The following is a 15,744-nucleotide window of genomic DNA, read 5'->3' as shown; positions in this document are numbered from 1 at the left end:
CCTGTGCCAAGAATAGCCCCATGCCGGTTCAGGTCAAATCAGACCAGCTCTCCGGCCAGTGCCTTGTCGATCAGCGCGATGGTCTCGGGCACGCCGTAAAGCGCGATAAAGCCCCCGAAGCGCGGCCCTTGCGAGGCCCCCAGCAGTACCTCATAAAGCGCCGAGAACCATCCTTTCATCGGATCAAACCGCTCGCGGCCGATGGCATAGACCACCGATTGCAACGCTTCATCCTCGGTCGGGCCATCATACGCCTCAAGCGCCGCTTTCAGCGCTTCCAGCGCCTCGCGCTCCTGATCCGTCGGCGCGCGATGCTTGCGCGTCGGCTTGACGAAATCGTTGAAGTACCGCACGGCGAAACCAGCAGCCTTGTCCAGATCGGGATGGCTCTCTGCCGTTGCCTCGGGCGCATAGCGGCGAATAAAGCCCCACAGCGCCTCCTTGTCTTCGGCACCGGAAACCGATGCCAGATTCAGCAGCATCGCAAAGGGAACGATCAGGGTCGATTCCGGCACGTCGCCGCCGTGAATATGCCAGACCGGGTTGTTCAACTGGGCCTTCAGGTCCTGCCCCGGATAGGCGCGCAGCTGCTGATGATACTCATCATAGGCTTTCGGGATCACGTCGAAATGCATCCGCTTGGCCGTCTTGGGCTTCTGGTACATGAAATAAGCCAGCGACTCGGTCGGCGCATAGGTCAGCCATTCGTCAATCGACACACCATTGCCCGACGATTTCGAAATCTTCTGTCCGTTCTCATCCAGAAACAGCTCATAGCTGAAATGCTCGGGCGCGCGGCCACCCAAGGCCCGGCAGATCCCGTCATAGATCTTTTCGTTGGTCGCGTGTTCCTTGCCGTACATCTCGAAATCAACGCCCAGTGCCGCCCAGCGCGCCCCGAAATCCGGCTTCCATTGCAGCTTCACGTTGCCGCCGGTGACGGGAACGGTCCATTCCTTGCCGTCTTCATCATCGAAGGTAACGGTATAGGTTTCGGCGCAGACCTTTTTCATCGGCACATACAGAACCCGCCCGGTTTCCGGGTGGATCGGCAGGAAGATCGAATAGGTCTGCTGGCGTTCTTCCCGCAGGCTTTTCAACATGATGGCCATCACGTCGTCGTAGCGTTCAACCGCACGCTTCAGAATCTCGTCGAACTGGCCCGAGCGATAAAAGTCGCGTGCCGAGTAGAACTCGTATTCGAACCCGAAGGTATCAAGGAACCGGCGCAACATCGCGTTGTTGTGTTCGCCAAAGCTGTCAAATTCGCCAAACGGATCAGGAACCGAGGTCAGCGGGCGCTGCAAATGCTCTTCCAGCGCCTCGGGGTTCGGCACGTTGCTGGGAACCTTGCGCATCCCGTCCAGATCGTCCGAAAAACAGATCAGCTTGGTCGGGATATCCGACAGCGCTTCAAAGGCGCGCTTGACCATCGTGGTCCGCGCCACCTCGCCGAACGTGCCGATATGCGGCAGGCCCGACGGGCCGTATCCGGTTTCAAACAGCACATACCCCTTTTCCGGAGCACCTTTCTGATAGCGTTTAAGCAACCGGCGCGCCTCTTCAAAGGGCCAGGCCTTGGACGACATCGCGGTTTCGCGCAGTTCAGACATTTCAATGTGCTCCATTGGGGAAACGGTCGCGGCTGCACCACGCAACCCGACCGGCTCCTCCTATTGTGCCAGTGCAGCATGAGTCAATAAAGCACCCGTGTTTTAACTGCCCGGAACCCGTGGAAAACCGCCTTGTCACGGGGTTTTGCCGCTAAATGACTGTACTGCCCGCCCTCAGCCTCTGATCCACGCCAGGAGCGTCCGCAATCCCGTACCGGTTTTTCCATCCGCAAGCCTTACTCCAGCCACACTCATAAGATGGGTTTGGCGCGCGAAACATAAAAGACACGGGCGACAGGCTTTGACCTGACCCGGATATTTCACGTGTTTGCACTGCGGTGCTACGATAGAAAGACGCCGGGAAACCTCCCCGGGACCAAAGGAAACTAGATGCGACGCGAAACCAGCAACCTAATCCGCTTTGTGCTCGAGGATATCGTCCCGCCGATCCTTCGCGACAGCGCCGCTTTTCACTGGCTTGCGCGCCGTGTCTGGGGGGAACACATTACCCGGCTGGCAGCGTTCCGCGAACGCGCGCCTTTTCTGACGGACGAAGAATACGAAACGCTCTACCGGGAACACCCGCGCGTGCATGATGGTACTGACAATTCCGACGCCTGCATTGACCGGATCGCCAGCGACATTGTTGGCAACAGCATCTGCGACGTCGGCTGCGGCACCGGGGCTCTGCTGCAACGCATCCGCGCCCTGCGCCTGGACATCACGGCCATGACCGGTGTCGATTTCGTTATCGATGACGCTGAAGCCATCGAAAACATCAGATATGTTGCCGCCCGGATCGAAGACCTGCCTTTTGAGGATAACAGTTTCGACACGGTCATCTGCACCCATGTGATCGAACATCTGCTGGATTACCGCCGTGCCATCGCTGAATTGCGCCGGGTCGCGCGCAAGCGGGTTATCATCGTGGTCCCGCGCGAACGGGAATATCGCTACAGCTTCAACCCGCATTTCAATTTCTTTCCCTACACCCACAGCTTTCTGCGCGCCGTGCATCCCAGCCCCAGCCTTCACACCTGCGAGGATATCGGGCGTGACATCTATTACTGCGAGGATCGACCGGCCGAGGAATCCACCGGAAAGCCCCTCAAGGATCAGGCTGCATGAGCGCAACCGCACCCACAGCACTGGTCTGGACCGGGCTGCTTCTGACACCTGTCATGATTTCGGTCGGACAGGTATTGTTCAAACTCGCTGGCGGGCGGATCGAGGGTCGCACCGCGACCGGTGCGATGGGGCTGTTGCATACCCTGCTCGACCCTTTCTTGCTCGTCGCGCTGGCGATTTACGGCACTGCAACGATACTCTGGATTTACGTCCTCAGGCATGTGCCGCTGTCGCAGGCCTATCCGTTCATGGCCCTCAGCTTTGTCTTGGTCCCCCTCGCCTCGTGGCTGTTCTTCGGGGAAACGCTGGGGCTGCGCTATTGGATCGGGGCGGGCCTTTTGCTCAGCGGTATGGCGATTATGAACACCTGACCGGTTCAACCTGCCGCACAGTTGGGGCAAAACAAGATGTTGAACCTGCCCTGCCCCCCTTCTATCCTGCGCCATTGACGAACCCCAAGCAGGATACACCGAATGACCGAGCAAGTTCCCCACCCGATGTCCCCACAGGATTGCCTTGTGGCGATCATGGTTGCGATCTCGGCCTCCGACGAAAACATCCGAACTGCCGAGCTGGTCAAGATCGAGGTCGCCGTGAACATGTTGCCGGTCTTCGCCGGGTACGACATCGACCGGATGCGCCACGTGTCGCAGATCGTGTTTGACCTGTTCGAACAGGAAGACGGGCTGGATGCGCTGTTTGGCCTGATCCGGGACAACCTGCCCGAACGCTTGAACGAAACGGCCTATGCTCTGGCCTGTGACGTCGCTGCCGCTGACGGAACGCTGGCCGAATCCGAACTGCGCCTGCTGGAAGAAATCCGGTACGAGCTGAACATCGACCGCCTGCACGCGGCCGCGATCGAGCGCGGGGCCAGGGCGCGCCATACCGTCTGACGCCCGCTTCAGGCGGGTTTCAGGTTTCAGCTTCCATAAAGTGACCCCCAGCGCTCCAGCAAAGCGCGCTGCAATTTTCGCGATCTGCTGTTCCAGCTGCGTGCACCGTCCGGGCGCTCACGCTGCGCGCGTGGGATCGTTGCGCGATGGTCCACGTCGGCGGTGAATATCGCAAAGGCCAGATCGACCCCGTCCGCAGTCGTCAGGAAACCGCCCAACCCGGATACAAAGTTCAATGTCCCTGTCTTGGCATCAACCTTGATCGGGTGATTCTTGACGGGCCGCCCGTTCCGGTCGGTCAGTGCAAAAGGTTTCATCAAGGGCCGCAACATCCCCGACTTCTGTGTTGCGACAAGGGCCGCAACCAAATCCTCCGGTACCATGCGCGAGGCATCGCTCAGACCCGAATGATCGACCATGGCGATTCCTGTCACGCCGAAACGACTGGCGGCCCACCGGTTCATCTCGGCTGCCGAATCCGCCAGGGTGTGCGGGTTAACACCGCGCGCCCTGGTCGCGGCCAGCCCGACCATCTCGGCCGTCAGGTTGGTCGAGTATTTCAGCATCCCGCGCAGGACACGATCCAAACTGTCGCTGCGATGCACCACAAGATCGACACCCTGCACGCTCTGGCGTGTCACCTGAACGCGCTTCAAAACGATCCCGTTCGACCGCGCCAAGGTGCGAAATACATCGCCCGCGTACAAAGCGGGCTTGCGCACCGGCAACCAGCGGGCCCCGCCATTGCCCAGCGCGCCCTTGGCCACGGTCCAGCGATCCTGCCGCGCGCTTGCCTGATAGGTATAGATCGGCAGGCTACGATCCTCGACCCGCATGGCCGAGACATCCACCGCAGGCACATAACGCTCGCTGCGGGCATCCATGGTTATGTCATAGCCACTCCCTGCGCGTTTCCATTCGAAATGGACGCGATTGAAGTTCAGGGAAATGCCGCTGACGGCCGGGCTATAGCCCACATGATCCGGCTGCTCGGGATCGATGCTGAACACATAAGGCAACGCCCCGTCGTAAACCCTGAACGCGCCGCGCACTTCGATAATCCCGGCCTCGCGCAAATTGGCCGCCATCGTAGCCAGCGCATCCGTATCCAGCAGCGGGTCGCCGCCCCCAACCAGAATCAAATCGCCGTGCAAAACGCCCTTCTCGATCCGGCCATCCGCCACCAGACGGGTCTCGAACCGGTGTTCCGGCCCCAGAACGTCCAGCGCATAAAGCGCGGTCATTGCCTTTCCGACGCTGGCCGGGGGCAGACTTGCGCCCTCGCCAAACACTTCCAGCTGCGCCCCGGTCGCCACATCCGCAACCGCAAACACAACCTCGCCCTTCAGGCCTGCTGCGGCCACCAATCGCTCGGCACCGCTTAATATGACCCCGCGCGCCTGCGGCCTAAGCGATACAAGCGGCGCCTGCGCAAGGCCCGCTGCCGGGATCAGGGACGCCCCTAATCCCCCCAGAAACAAACGACGTGAAAAACGACCAGCCATAGCCGAATTAAAATCCCACAGATCAAAAGCACACAACCACCGTGTTAGATTATGCGCCCGTTGGGGCTATTCCGGCAACACTTCTGCGCCCCATTCGCCGCGTGTCCGGAGTTCGGTCGAACTGACATCGATCATCGGCACGTTCACGAAACACCAGGCCGGAGCCTGCGCCTGCCCCAAAAGGTGCCGCGCCTGCCCGTCAATCCGGTACTTCGCATAAACCCGCGCCGCAGGTGACATCCGGGCCGAGATCCGCTCACCCGGCCGCGCCACCACGCCCACCGGCACAGTGTCCATGATCAGCCGCCAGTCTTTCCAGCGATGAAACTGCGCCAGATTGTCCGCGCCCATCAGCCAGACAAACCGCACCTGCGGGTAAAGCCGCCTGAGCGCTGTCAGAGTGTCCGCCGTTGCCCGCGTGCCGACCAGCGCCTCGATATCCGTCACGTCGACCTTCGGATGCTGCATCACCCGCCGCGCCGCCGCCATGCGCCGCGCGATCGGCGCAGGCCCCCGCTCTTTCAACGGATTGCCGGGTGACACCAGCCACCACGCCCGATCCAACCCAAAGGCCTTCATCGCCTCACGCGTCACATGCACATGGCCCTGATGCGGCGGATCGAATGACCCGCCGAACAACCCAACGACCTGCCCGGGCCGCGCGTAAGGGATGTCGTACCGCTCCATAACCTGCTGATGGCCAGAACCGGGCCGCGTTGTCAATCAATCGGTTGCACGGCGTCGCCCAGCGCAACCCGCCCCGGCCTGACAACTTCGGCGCACCATCCCCCATGCCCCCGCACGGCAGAATAGCCGCCCTTGCCCAGCGCCTCTTCCATCCGGCTGCATGGCGCACAGATCACGGTAAAGCGCAAAACCGCCTCACCCACCTGCACCTCACGCCCCTTGAGCGCGGCCAGATTGATCCCCGAAACCACCAGATTGCGCCGCAGGATTTCGGGCGCGACCGGTCCTTGCCCCAGATAAGAGCCAATGGCCGCCAGATGCTCCCGCTGGATCAAAGAAACCGCCCGCTTACCCGCACGGCCCCGGTCACCTTCCAGCCCATCGGCTGAGACCACCGCCTCCCTCACCACCTCCACCCCAACCCGCCGCTCGGGCCGCAGGCCAATCCACTCCACCCGCCCCGGTTGCGCCCAGCCTGATATCAGTTCCGCCAGTTCCACCACTTCATGCCCCTCATACAGCCCGGCAAACCTAGCCCATGCAGATACGGGACGAAATTCACAAAACCACCAGCTTGCCCCGCCCGCCCCGCTCGGATATCCAGCGTTTCAACCCAATTTCCCGACCCAGAGGACGCGACATGGCCGCCTATCAATATGTCTACCACATGCAGGGTGTCTCCAAGACCTATCCCGGTGGCAAGAAGTGCTTTGAAAACATCCACCTGAGCTTTCTGCCCGGCGTGAAAATCGGTGTTGTCGGCGTCAACGGCGCGGGTAAATCGACGCTGATGAAGATCATGGCCGGGCTCGACACCGACTTCACCGGTGAGGCCTGGGCCGCCCAAGGTGCCAAGGTCGGTTACCTGCCGCAGGAACCGCAGCTGGATGAATCCCTGTCGGTCCGTGAAAACGTCATGCTGGGCGTGGCCGCGAAAAAGGCCAAGGTTGACCGCTTCAACGAGATTGCCATGGAGATCGCCGAGAATTACTCGGACGAGTTGATGGAGGAAATGACCACCCTGCAGGACGCGATCGACGCCGAGAACCTCTGGGACCTCGACAGCCAGATCGACGTGTCGATGGAGGCACTGCGCTGCCCGCCGGACGACGCCAACATCGCCAACCTTTCGGGCGGTGAAAAACGCCGCGTGGCGCTCTGCAAGCTGCTGCTCGAAGCGCCCGACATGCTGCTGCTCGACGAACCGACCAACCACCTCGACGCCGAGACCATCGCCTGGTTGCAACAGCACCTGATCGACTACAAGGGCACCATCCTGATCGTCACCCACGACCGTTATTTCCTCGATGACATCACCGGCTGGATCCTCGAACTCGACCGGGGTCGCGGCATTCCGTACGAGGGCAACTACTCCGCATGGCTGGAACAAAAGGCCAAACGGCTGGAGCAGGAAGCCCGCGAGGACAAGTCCAAGCAGAAGACCCTGCAACGCGAACTGGAATGGATGCGTCAGGGCCAAAAGGCCCGTCAGGCCAAGTCCAAGGCCCGGATCAACGCCTATAACGAGCTGGCCGAACAGTCCGAACGCGAAAAGCTGACCCGCGCCCAGATCGTCATCCCCAACGGCCAGCGCCTTGGCGGCAAGGTGATCGAGGTCGAGGGCCTGTCGAAGCACATGGGCGACAAGCAACTGATCGAAGGGCTGGACTTCGCCCTGCCCCCCGGCGGCATCGTCGGCGTCATCGGCCCCAACGGTGCCGGTAAATCGACGCTGTTCAAGATGCTCACCGGTCAGGAACAGCCCGACAGCGGCACCATCACGCTGGGCGACACGGTCGAGCTGTCTTATGTCGACCAGTCCCGCGACGACCTGAAAGACAACGACACCGTGTGGGAGGCGATCACCGGCGGTGCCGAGATCATTCAGCTGGGTGACGCGCAGGTCAATTCCCGCGCCTATTGCTCGTCCTTCAACTTCAAGGGCGGCGACCAGCAGAAAAAGGTCTCGCTGCTCTCTGGCGGTGAGCGTAACCGCGTCCACATGGCCCGCCTGTTGAAAGAGGGCGGCAACGTCCTGCTGCTCGACGAACCCACAAACGACCTCGACGTCGAAACCCTGCGCGCACTGGAAGACGCGCTGGTCGATTTCGCCGGCTGCGCCGTCGTCATCTCACACGACCGCTTCTTCCTCGACCGGATTTGCACGCATATTCTGGCCTTCGAGGGCGATGCCCATGTGGAATGGTTCGAGGGTAACTTCGAGGATTACGAAGAGGATAAGAAGCGGCGGTTGGGACCAGACGCGCTGGAGCCCAAGCGGCTGAAGCATAAGAAGTTTGCGCGGTGAGACTGGATGGGGACCGTATGGCTGAAAAAGCAGAGATGGAGATGTCTTGTTAATGATTAGACTTGCGGCGCGTTGTGTCCAGATTTCTGCTTTCCTGGTTTGCGGTGCAGGTAATGCATTGGCTGAGACTCCAAAGAAGGTTACTACCTTTGCCGCGCCAGCGGATTTCATTCATTTCTTGCATAAGCACGATAGCGAGCAGGGAAAATTCGATTTCACAGACAAATGGGTGGATCCAGAAAAGTCTGATGTGATTGTCGTTTTCATAGAAAATCGAGAAGATATCGATTTTGTTCCGGCAAAACTCTACACTTCATTCCAAACTGTTTTGTCGATGTTTGATGCACATTTTTATGAAATACCAAGCCGTGTCTATGGCGATACGTTAAATTCTGACGTTTACATTGTGTCCGTTTCAAGATTGCAAAACAAGTTGGTAGAAGACGGGTTTTCGACAGAGCAGGCTCAAAAGGGTGCATTTATTTCGTGCTTTGCAGCGGGCTTGGTTGAGGATTTTTATCGCCAAGGAAATCTAAATGCGAACCATCGCAGAATTGGAGACACATGTGGGGAATACCTAGAAAACAAGTAAGCTTAAGTTGAGTGCTCGCTCCCTTCACGCCAACTGGTAGGCCGGGCTTCAGCCCGGCACCACTCGAAACACCCACAGGCGAAAGAAACGCAAAATCAGGAGTTTTTCTTTGTTCTCAAAGATAATTGCGACAGTGTTCATCTCAGCCATTCTTGGATCGTCGGGACAGGCCGAAACAATTCTCGTTCCAGCACTTCCCGACGGGCAAGTCGACGCGACTGCGGTGTTCGAATCCCTGACTATTAATAACAGCGAGTTCGACGGGGACGATCCGAATTTGTATTGGGGTGAAGTACTCGGGAAGCGCTTTGGTGCAATCTTCGGCTCGCCTCCGTCTAAACAAATTTTCTCATTAACCATTGGGGTAGAAGAGCTTCCAGAGCCAGTGGTTCACTTGCTCGCGAATATACTAACAGCAAACCATTGCGCCAAAGCTGAGTTCGGTGGAATCAACATAGACTGGGCGGGTACCGCAATTCGTTTCGAAGGTGAACCATTCGACGGTGGGTGGTCAATGGAAACAGCGTGCCGAGACAAACTGGAACTAAATTGAGGAGTGTCAGAAAACGGAAGTTGGTCAGGCAACTGGAAGGCAAGCCTTTGGAAGGGTTTTTCAGAGTCAAACCAGAACGCACTTTGGATCAAGCGTAGGATGGGTGCTTGCACCCATCACCCCTTGCCCGCAGGCCGGGCTTCAGCCCGGCATATCTGCCAGAGGTCACAACAGGTAGATGCGTGAGCTCGGGTGCCGGGCTGAAGCCCGGCCTACGGTTTGCCTTGTTCACGCCCATGGTGAACCGCGCCTTGATCGCTCCCCGCCGCGTGTAATAATCCGCATCGCCCGGCGGCAAGGTCCACACCGCGTGCAGATGATCGGGCAACACCACAAACGCATCACACCAGCACGGGCGCTCCCGCTGCGTTTCGGCAAATACCGCGCGCAGATGTACGGCCACGCGGATCAACAGGTCCGATGACCGGTCGGCCAGCGACACCGTGAAGAAATATCTGGCACCGGGAATGCGGACGCGGCGATAATCACTCATGCGCGCAAGGTGGCGCAGGTATGACTACCAAGTGGTTAACACGCGCCTTTGCAGGCAACTGCCGCAGGTCGCATGCTCCACCGACCCCCGGTGTCCCATATCACAGCATTCAAGGATGGTTGCAGACGCGGCGCTTACCCGAACCGGTTGCCACGCAGCCGTCCGACACCGAACAGCCCCGTCAGCGCACCAAGCAGCAGCAGCCAACTGGCCGGAAGCGGCACGGCCGAGACGTTCACGTCCACCGGCGTTTCTTCGGACCCGGGCTCATTGCACCACAGCTCGCAGAACTCAGGCCCGGATTCCTCCACGACCTCTGTCCGTTCAGTCAGTATCTCGGGCAAATGCTTGGGTCCACCAAGCTCGACAAGACGACGACGTCTTTCATTACGGCGCGGGTTCTCTTTCGCGAAGACCGGAGCCTTCAGCTCGTGTTCAAATTCGAACATGTTGTAGAGTTTGAGCCCGCCTTCACGCGCGGTCGGCATAAAACCCTCTGTCCCATATGGAACAGTCAGGGCCTGCGCGGCTCCTGCCCAGCACAACAAGGTTATCGTATAAACAGCTTTCATATCCGCCCCCACAGCTGCCACGCAGTATAGCACCAGATCGCAAATTTTTCAAACATAGCGATTTATGAATAAAAACCGTCAGTTGTGAGGGGAACCCACGCTGAACCGGTCAGAATGACACTGGTCCTGAACACGTGCCTGCGACGAAAAAGTGTCACCCTCCCGCGCAGGCGTGGCACGTGGCGACCGCTCGGCATGGCCGACCGGGAAAGTGTGGATCCGGGTTTTTCACTGCCGTCGCGCGCGTCAACAGACAGGGTGACCAGAGCACCCAGAATGCTGTCAAACATCGCCAAAATCAGCCTGAAACCCATCAGCGGATTCTTGTACAAATCAAGCTATCTGCCCTCTGGCACTAGTACAATCCGTACAAACCACTCTTGCCACAGGCTTACCTCAATGCCATATGCAGGGTGCTAACGTTTTTCTATTTCGACCTACTGTCTCCTTCTACGGCGCTCAGTCTATCGATACAGACATACGACGCCAGGCTGCCGCAACTCCGTGGGCAGCACCAAACAGGAGACACGGAAATGCCAGCAGGCACCGTAAAATGGTTCAACACCACTAAAGGCTACGGCTTTATTGCGCCCGAAGATGGCGGCAAGGACATCTTCGTCCACATCTCGTCCGTCGAACGCTCGGGCCTGACCGGTCTGGCCGACAACCAGAAAGTCACGTACGAACTGCGTTCGGGTCGTGACGGCCGCGAGAGCGCCGACAACATCCAGCTTGCATAAGCTCTTGAAAGGGTGAGAGAAATTCCTCACCCTTTTGTTCAACCGCTGCCGTTTCAGGTGGCCGATTGATCACATCACGGATGCGTGATGCTTGCCCCAGAATTGACCAAATAACATATCATGATGAAACTGGTTCTTGGGTTTCATTGGTCAATTGATGAGGGTTTCGATGTATACACGCCGAGTTTTTCTGGCCGGAACAGCGGCCACGCTGCTGCCGGGCATCGCCAGCGCCAAGAAAGCGGTCGAGTATGATCCGACACCGCAATTCGTGCGCATCAAAAAGCAGTTCCTGCCCGGGCAGCTGCTGGTCGCCCCCCGTTCATTCTATCTTTACTATGTCACCGAACCACGCAAAGCGATCCGCTATGGCTGCGGTGTCGGCAAGGCAGGTCTGGAATTCACCGGCACCGCTACTATCGATGTGAAAAAGGAATGGCCGACCTGGCGCCCGACCCAAGAGATGATCCAGCGCGATCCGGTGGCCTATGCAAAATTCAAGGACAATGACTATGTCCAGCCGGGAGGTGGGGATAACCCCCTCGGCGCGCGTGCGATGTATTTGTTCCAGAACGGTGTCGATACCTATTTCCGAATCCATGGCACGACCCAGCCACAAACCATAGGCAGGGCGGTGTCAAACGGGTGTATTCGGATGCTGAATGAACATGTCATCGATCTGTATAACCGGGTCCCTATCGGAACGGTTGTCACGGTCGTCTGATCGCTATCGCGGGAATGGCTAACCTTCCCCGCCCGCCTGCGTCACAAGTTGCAACACAGAGGGGCCCAGCGCTTCGACGATCTTCGCCACCCCGGCCGCATTTGGATGAATGCCGTCCGATTGCATGAATTGCGATACGGCTGCGGGGTCACCCTCCGCTGCAAGCCCTTCAAAGAAACTGCTGAAAAACAGAACTTCAAACTCCTGCGCCAGTGCAGGGTAAATGCCATCGAACGCCTGCTTGTATTCAGCGCCGTAGTTGCCCGGCGCCTGCATTCCGATCAACAAGACAGGAACCTTTGTATCGCGTGCAACCTGAAGTATCTTGCGCAGATTGGCTTGCGAAACTGCAGGATCGATCCCGCGCAACACGTCATTCCCGCCTAAGGCAACGATCAGTCCGTCCACATCGGGTGTCAGGGTCCATTCTACCCGCACAGCGCCACCCGCCGTTGTATCGCCCGAAACGCCTGCGTTGATAACGCGAACATCTTCGCCCTTCGCCTGCAACCAACGGTCAAGCTGGGGAACAAACCCGTTCTCCTCCACCAGCCCGTAGCCTTGCGTCAGCGAGTCCCCAAGGGCTGCGATCACCACCTGATCGGCTGTGGCCGCAAAACCGCAGAACACAAATGGACTTGCCATCAAAACCTTGCGCAATACGGTGATCACTCCATATCCCAAAAACCGCTCCTTTATCGGGAAGACCCATGACGCCTGCTGTTCTCGCTCTTCAGAATGCCGCTTTATCGCTGGATGGCAATGCCGGGCGGGTCGATATTTTGCATGACATCACGTTGACCGTGAACAGGGGGGAAACGCTGGGGCTGATCGGGCCATCGGGGTCGGGAAAATCGTCGCTGTTGATGCTGATGGGTGGGTTGGAACAGGCAACAAGCGGTCAAATCTTGGCCTTGGATCAGAATTTGACAAGCATGGACGAGGACGCTCTGGCGCGGTTTCGGCGCGACAACATGGGCGTCGTGTTTCAGAATTTCCACCTGATACCAACGATGACCGCGTTGGAAAACGTGGCGACACCGCTGGAACTGGCGGGACACATAGATGCGTTCGACCGGGCCGAGACGGAACTGAATGCCGTGGGCTTATCCCATCGTCGCGATCATTACCCGGCGCAATTGTCGGGCGGCGAGCAGCAACGAGTTGCCCTGGCGCGTGCATCGGCACCACGCCCCAAGATCTTGCTGGCGGACGAACCGACCGGGAATCTGGATGAGACAAACGGTGCCGCGATCGTTGATCTGCTGTTCGGGCTTCGGCGTAAATATGAAGCGACGCTGGTTCTTGTGACGCACAGCCGTTCACTGGCTGAACGATGTGACCGGGTGATCCGGCTGCGCGACGGCAGGATTGCCGACGAGACCCGGCAGGAGGCCGCAGAATGAGCCTTCGGCTAGCCGCGCGGCTGGCCCGTCGAGAGCTGCGCGGGGGCCTGCGCGGGTTTCGCATCTTTCTGGCCTGTCTGGCGTTGGGCGTCGCAGCCATCGCCGCCGTCGGATCGGTGCGTCAGGCGATTCAAACCGGGCTGACCCGCGAAGGCGCATCCCTGCTGGGCGGCGATGCCGAGCTTGAGTTCACCTATCGTTTTGCCACTGAGGCCGAGCGCCTCTGGATGCGACAGGCATCCGAGCAGGTGTCCGAGATTGTCGATTTCCGTTCGATGGCGGTTGTGCCCCGAGCGGCTGGACCCGAACGTGCACTGACCCAGGTCAAATCCGTAGATAAGACTTACCCGCTGGTCGGATCGGTTAAGTTGGAGCCGGACATCACGCTGGACGACGCCCTGAACGGCAGGTCCGGATTACCCGGTGCCGTTATGGAACCTGTTCTGATCGACCGGCTTGGTTTGTCGGTCGGTGATCACTTCGCGTTAGGCACGCAAGAGTTCATTCTGATGGCCGAACTTCGGAATGAACCCGACAGCGCCGCGGCTGGTTTTGCCTTGGGGCCTCGTACAATGGTGCGTACCGAAGCGTTGCAGGCATCTGGCCTGCTGGAGCCCGGAACGCTTTTTTCGACCAGGTACCGGCTGACCTTGCCCCAAGACGCGAACCTGTCGGAGGTGGCCGCACGTGCCAGCGCGGCGCTTGAAGGCTCGGGGATGCGCTGGAGCGACGCGCGTAACGGCGCGCCGGGCATATCGGAATTCGTCAACCGCCTGAGTGCCTTTCTGGTCCTTGTCGGGTTGTCGGGGCTTGCCGTCGGTGGCATCGGTGTGTCCGCCGCCGTACGGGCCTATCTGAGCCAGAAAACGGAAACCATTGCGACATTGCGGACATTGGGCGCGGATCGCTCCACCATTTTTCAAACTTACATGATTCAGATCGGGGTGCTGTCCCTGACTGGCATTGTAATTGGACTGCTACTGGGCGGGATGGCTCCGCTTTTGCTGGCGCCGCTGCTGGAAAACCGATTGCCGGTTCCAGCAGTGTTTTCTCTGTATCCGCAACCGCTGATCGAGGCCGCACTTTATGGCCTGCTGACAGCATTTCTGTTCACGCTCTGGCCGCTGGCCAGAACCGAAGATGTGCGCGCCGCAACTCTGTTTCGCGATGCGCTGAGTGCGGCTCGTCCCATCCCACGCGCAACTTACGTCGTGGCAACCGGGTTTGGATTGGCCTCCCTGATCGTGATTGCGTCCTGGTTCAGCGGCTCTACTCGCCTAACCCTGTGGACCAGTGGCGGACTTGCGGGCGCACTGATCCTGCTGGCGCTCGCAGCCTATGCCATTCGCAAACTGGCACGGGCCGGAACACCATTGGCGCGGGGCCGCCCTGCCCTGCGATGGGCCTTGTCCGCCATCTCTGATCCGCGTGAAGGCGCGGGGTCGGTGGTTTTGTCGCTTGGCCTGGGTTTGTCAGTGCTGGCGGCGGTTGGGCAGATTGACGGAACGCTGCGCAATGCGATCTCCGGCAATCTGCCGGAAGTGGCGCCTTCATACTTCTTTGTCGATATTCAAAAAGACCAGATGCCCGGTTTTACCGAACGGCTGCAAACCGATCCTGCTGTCAGCCGCATTGAAAGCGCACCAATGCTGCGAGGGATCATCACTCAGATAAACGGCCGCCCCGCGCGCGAGGCAGCCGGAGATCATTGGGTACTGGAGGGAGATCGCGGCGTCACCTATTCAGCCCGACCCCCGGCAAATGCACGGGTGACAGCGGGGGAATGGTGGGCCGAGGATTATTCTGGCGCACCACAGATCAGCTTTGCAGCCGAAGAAGCCGGAGAGATGGGTCTGAAACTCGGCGATCAGATAACTGTCAACATCCTGGGGCGGGATATCACCGCAGAGCTGACCTCAACCCGAGAGGTGGATTTTTCCACAGCGGGTATGGGTTTTGTCATGTCGATGAACCCGTCGGCGCTGGCGGGCGCACCACATAGCTTTATTGCGACGGTATATGCAGAAGAACAGGCCGAGGCCGCTATTCTGCGAGATCTTGCGGGCCAGTTCCCCAACATCACGGCCATCCGTGTGCGCGACGCCATTGACCGTGTTTCGGGCCTATTGGCAGGGATCGCCGCTGCTACCTCGTATGGCGCTGGCGTGTCTTTGTTGACCGGATTTCTGGTTCTGATCGGTGCGGCAGCCGCCGGTGAACCCGCTCGCAGATACGAGGCGGCAATCCTCAAGACGCTGGGGGCTGACCGTGGCCGCATCCTGCGCAGTTTTGGACTGCGCTCGGTCCTGCTGGGTGCCGCGGCGGGTTGCGTCGCCTTGCTGGTTGGCATCCTGGGCGGCTGGGCTGTGGCCACCTATATCTTCGACACAGGTTTTACCGTGATCTGGTCTTCGGCCATTGGCATTGTTCTGGCCGGTGTCGGCGTCACGCTCTGCGCAGGATTTGCCTTCGCACTGCGCCCTCTCTCTGCCCGGCCAGCCCGAATTTTGCGGGCCAGCGACTAAGA

17 protein-coding genes are annotated in these 15,744 nt (G+C 59.2%); 10 read left to right on the top strand and 7 right to left on the bottom strand.

Features of this window, described 5'->3' with window-relative positions; genetic code table 11:
• Positions 1 to 38: 38 nt before the first annotated feature.
• Positions 39 to 1,613 (bottom strand): lysine--tRNA ligase, encoded by a 1,575-nt coding sequence (locus ACR0NZ_RS09785; protein WP_480475248.1) that lies wholly within the window; start codon positions 1,611 to 1,613, stop codon positions 39 to 41.
• 390 nt (positions 1,614 to 2,003) lie between these two features.
• On the opposite strand from ACR0NZ_RS09785, the gene ACR0NZ_RS09780 reads away from it, so the two are divergent.
• From ACR0NZ_RS09780 to ACR0NZ_RS09770, 3 genes are all read left to right on the top strand, one after another.
• Positions 2,004 to 2,741: a class I SAM-dependent methyltransferase gene (locus ACR0NZ_RS09780; protein WP_480518561.1), complete on the top strand. Its 738-nt coding sequence runs from the start codon at positions 2,004 to 2,006 to the stop codon at positions 2,739 to 2,741.
• Positions 2,738 to 3,112, top strand: a complete 375-nt coding sequence (locus ACR0NZ_RS09775) for an EamA family transporter (protein ID WP_480475244.1) — start codon at positions 2,738 to 2,740, stop codon at positions 3,110 to 3,112. The genes ACR0NZ_RS09780 and ACR0NZ_RS09775 overlap by 4 nt, the downstream gene beginning before the upstream one ends.
• 102 nt (positions 3,113 to 3,214) lie before the next feature.
• Complete coding sequence (locus ACR0NZ_RS09770; RefSeq protein WP_480518559.1) at positions 3,215 to 3,637, top strand: tellurite resistance TerB family protein; 423 nt, start codon at positions 3,215 to 3,217, stop codon at positions 3,635 to 3,637.
• 26 nt (positions 3,638 to 3,663) lie between these two features.
• Here the strand turns inward: ACR0NZ_RS09770 and dacB are convergent, their stop codons facing one another.
• The 3 genes from dacB to ACR0NZ_RS09755 form a co-directional block, all read right to left on the bottom strand.
• Positions 3,664 to 5,142 carry a D-alanyl-D-alanine carboxypeptidase/D-alanyl-D-alanine endopeptidase gene (dacB, locus tag ACR0NZ_RS09765; RefSeq protein WP_480518557.1) on the bottom strand — a complete coding sequence of 493 codons (1,479 nt, stop codon included), beginning with the start codon at positions 5,140 to 5,142 and terminating at the stop codon, positions 3,664 to 3,666.
• Between the two features lie 66 nt (positions 5,143 to 5,208).
• Positions 5,209 to 5,829 (bottom strand): nicotinate-nucleotide adenylyltransferase, encoded by a 621-nt coding sequence (locus ACR0NZ_RS09760; protein ID WP_480518555.1) that lies wholly within the window; start codon positions 5,827 to 5,829, stop codon positions 5,209 to 5,211.
• A 32-nt stretch (positions 5,830 to 5,861) separates the two neighbouring features.
• Positions 5,862 to 6,332 (bottom strand): MOSC domain-containing protein, encoded by a 471-nt coding sequence (locus tag ACR0NZ_RS09755; protein ID WP_480518553.1) that lies wholly within the window; start codon positions 6,330 to 6,332, stop codon positions 5,862 to 5,864.
• 137 nt (positions 6,333 to 6,469) lie between these two features.
• Between ACR0NZ_RS09755 and ettA the strand changes: the two genes are divergently transcribed.
• The 3 genes from ettA (at position 6,470) to ACR0NZ_RS09740 (ending at position 9,282) form a co-directional block, all read left to right on the top strand.
• Positions 6,470 to 8,137, top strand: a complete 1,668-nt coding sequence (ettA, locus tag ACR0NZ_RS09750; RefSeq protein ID WP_480518551.1) for an energy-dependent translational throttle protein EttA — start codon at positions 6,470 to 6,472, stop codon at positions 8,135 to 8,137.
• Positions 8,138 to 8,189: 52 nt separating this feature from the next.
• Positions 8,190 to 8,729 (top strand): hypothetical protein, encoded by a 540-nt coding sequence (locus ACR0NZ_RS09745; RefSeq protein WP_480518549.1) that lies wholly within the window; start codon positions 8,190 to 8,192, stop codon positions 8,727 to 8,729.
• Positions 8,730 to 8,838: 109 nt separating this feature from the next.
• Positions 8,839 to 9,282, top strand: a complete 444-nt coding sequence (locus ACR0NZ_RS09740; RefSeq protein WP_480518547.1) for a hypothetical protein — start codon at positions 8,839 to 8,841, stop codon at positions 9,280 to 9,282.
• Between the two features lie 88 nt (positions 9,283 to 9,370).
• Here the strand turns inward: ACR0NZ_RS09740 and ACR0NZ_RS09735 are convergent, their stop codons facing one another.
• Together ACR0NZ_RS09735 and ACR0NZ_RS09730 are read right to left on the bottom strand one after the other, a co-directional pair.
• Entirely contained in the window at positions 9,371 to 9,775 is a 405-nt protein-coding gene (locus ACR0NZ_RS09735; protein WP_480518545.1) for an REP-associated tyrosine transposase, read from the bottom strand.
• 134 nt (positions 9,776 to 9,909) lie between these two features.
• Entirely contained in the window at positions 9,910 to 10,347 is a 438-nt protein-coding gene (locus ACR0NZ_RS09730; RefSeq protein WP_480518543.1) for a hypothetical protein, read from the bottom strand.
• 533 nt (positions 10,348 to 10,880) lie between these two features.
• On the opposite strand from ACR0NZ_RS09730, the gene ACR0NZ_RS09725 reads away from it, so the two are divergent.
• A complete protein-coding gene (locus tag ACR0NZ_RS09725) occupies positions 10,881 to 11,087 on the top strand; it encodes a cold-shock protein (protein ID WP_209506380.1) in 207 nt (68 codons plus the stop codon).
• 169 nt (positions 11,088 to 11,256) lie between these two features.
• Positions 11,257 to 11,811: a L,D-transpeptidase gene (locus ACR0NZ_RS09720; protein ID WP_480518541.1), complete on the top strand. Its 555-nt coding sequence runs from the start codon at positions 11,257 to 11,259 to the stop codon at positions 11,809 to 11,811.
• 18 nt (positions 11,812 to 11,829) lie between these two features.
• Here the strand turns inward: ACR0NZ_RS09720 and ACR0NZ_RS09715 are convergent, their stop codons facing one another.
• Positions 11,830 to 12,456, bottom strand: a complete 627-nt coding sequence (locus ACR0NZ_RS09715) for an arylesterase (protein WP_480518539.1) — start codon at positions 12,454 to 12,456, stop codon at positions 11,830 to 11,832.
• 65 nt (positions 12,457 to 12,521) lie between these two features.
• Between ACR0NZ_RS09715 and ACR0NZ_RS09710 the strand changes: the two genes are divergently transcribed.
• A complete protein-coding gene (locus tag ACR0NZ_RS09710) occupies positions 12,522 to 13,217 on the top strand; it encodes an ABC transporter ATP-binding protein (RefSeq protein ID WP_480518537.1) in 696 nt (231 codons plus the stop codon).
• Positions 13,214 to 15,742, top strand: coding sequence for an ABC transporter permease (locus ACR0NZ_RS09705; protein ID WP_480518535.1), 2,529 nt, complete (start codon positions 13,214 to 13,216; stop codon positions 15,740 to 15,742). Before ACR0NZ_RS09710 ends, ACR0NZ_RS09705 begins: the two co-directional genes overlap by 4 nt.
• The last annotated feature ends 2 nt before the right edge of the window (positions 15,743 to 15,744 follow it).

This window comes from Ruegeria sp. AE3, from assembly GCF_056542225.1.
Note: the sequence above shows the minus strand (reverse complement) of the source record. Positions and strands in the feature narration are given on the sequence as shown.

Coding starts and splice junctions, on each gene's coding strand:
- ACR0NZ_RS09785 (WP_480475248.1), bottom strand. CDS start 1,613: ATGTCTGAACTGCGCGAAACCGCGATGTCGTCCAAGGCCTGGCCCTTT.
- ACR0NZ_RS09780 (WP_480518561.1), top strand. CDS start 2,004: ATGCGACGCGAAACCAGCAACCTAATCCGCTTTGTGCTCGAGGATATC.
- ACR0NZ_RS09775 (WP_480475244.1), top strand. CDS start 2,738: ATGAGCGCAACCGCACCCACAGCACTGGTCTGGACCGGGCTGCTTCTG.
- ACR0NZ_RS09770 (WP_480518559.1), top strand. CDS start 3,215: ATGACCGAGCAAGTTCCCCACCCGATGTCCCCACAGGATTGCCTTGTG.
- dacB (WP_480518557.1), bottom strand. CDS start 5,142: ATGGCTGGTCGTTTTTCACGTCGTTTGTTTCTGGGGGGATTAGGGGCG.
- ACR0NZ_RS09760 (WP_480518555.1), bottom strand. CDS start 5,829: ATGGAGCGGTACGACATCCCTTACGCGCGGCCCGGGCAGGTCGTTGGG.
- ettA (WP_480518551.1), top strand. CDS start 6,470: ATGGCCGCCTATCAATATGTCTACCACATGCAGGGTGTCTCCAAGACC.
- ACR0NZ_RS09745 (WP_480518549.1), top strand. CDS start 8,190: ATGATTAGACTTGCGGCGCGTTGTGTCCAGATTTCTGCTTTCCTGGTT.
- ACR0NZ_RS09735 (WP_480518545.1), bottom strand. CDS start 9,775: ATGAGTGATTATCGCCGCGTCCGCATTCCCGGTGCCAGATATTTCTTC.
- ACR0NZ_RS09730 (WP_480518543.1), bottom strand. CDS start 10,347: ATGAAAGCTGTTTATACGATAACCTTGTTGTGCTGGGCAGGAGCCGCG.
- ACR0NZ_RS09725 (WP_209506380.1), top strand. CDS start 10,881: ATGCCAGCAGGCACCGTAAAATGGTTCAACACCACTAAAGGCTACGGC.
- ACR0NZ_RS09720 (WP_480518541.1), top strand. CDS start 11,257: ATGTATACACGCCGAGTTTTTCTGGCCGGAACAGCGGCCACGCTGCTG.
- ACR0NZ_RS09715 (WP_480518539.1), bottom strand. CDS start 12,456: ATGGCAAGTCCATTTGTGTTCTGCGGTTTTGCGGCCACAGCCGATCAG.
- ACR0NZ_RS09710 (WP_480518537.1), top strand. CDS start 12,522: ATGACGCCTGCTGTTCTCGCTCTTCAGAATGCCGCTTTATCGCTGGAT.
- ACR0NZ_RS09705 (WP_480518535.1), top strand. CDS start 13,214: ATGAGCCTTCGGCTAGCCGCGCGGCTGGCCCGTCGAGAGCTGCGCGGG.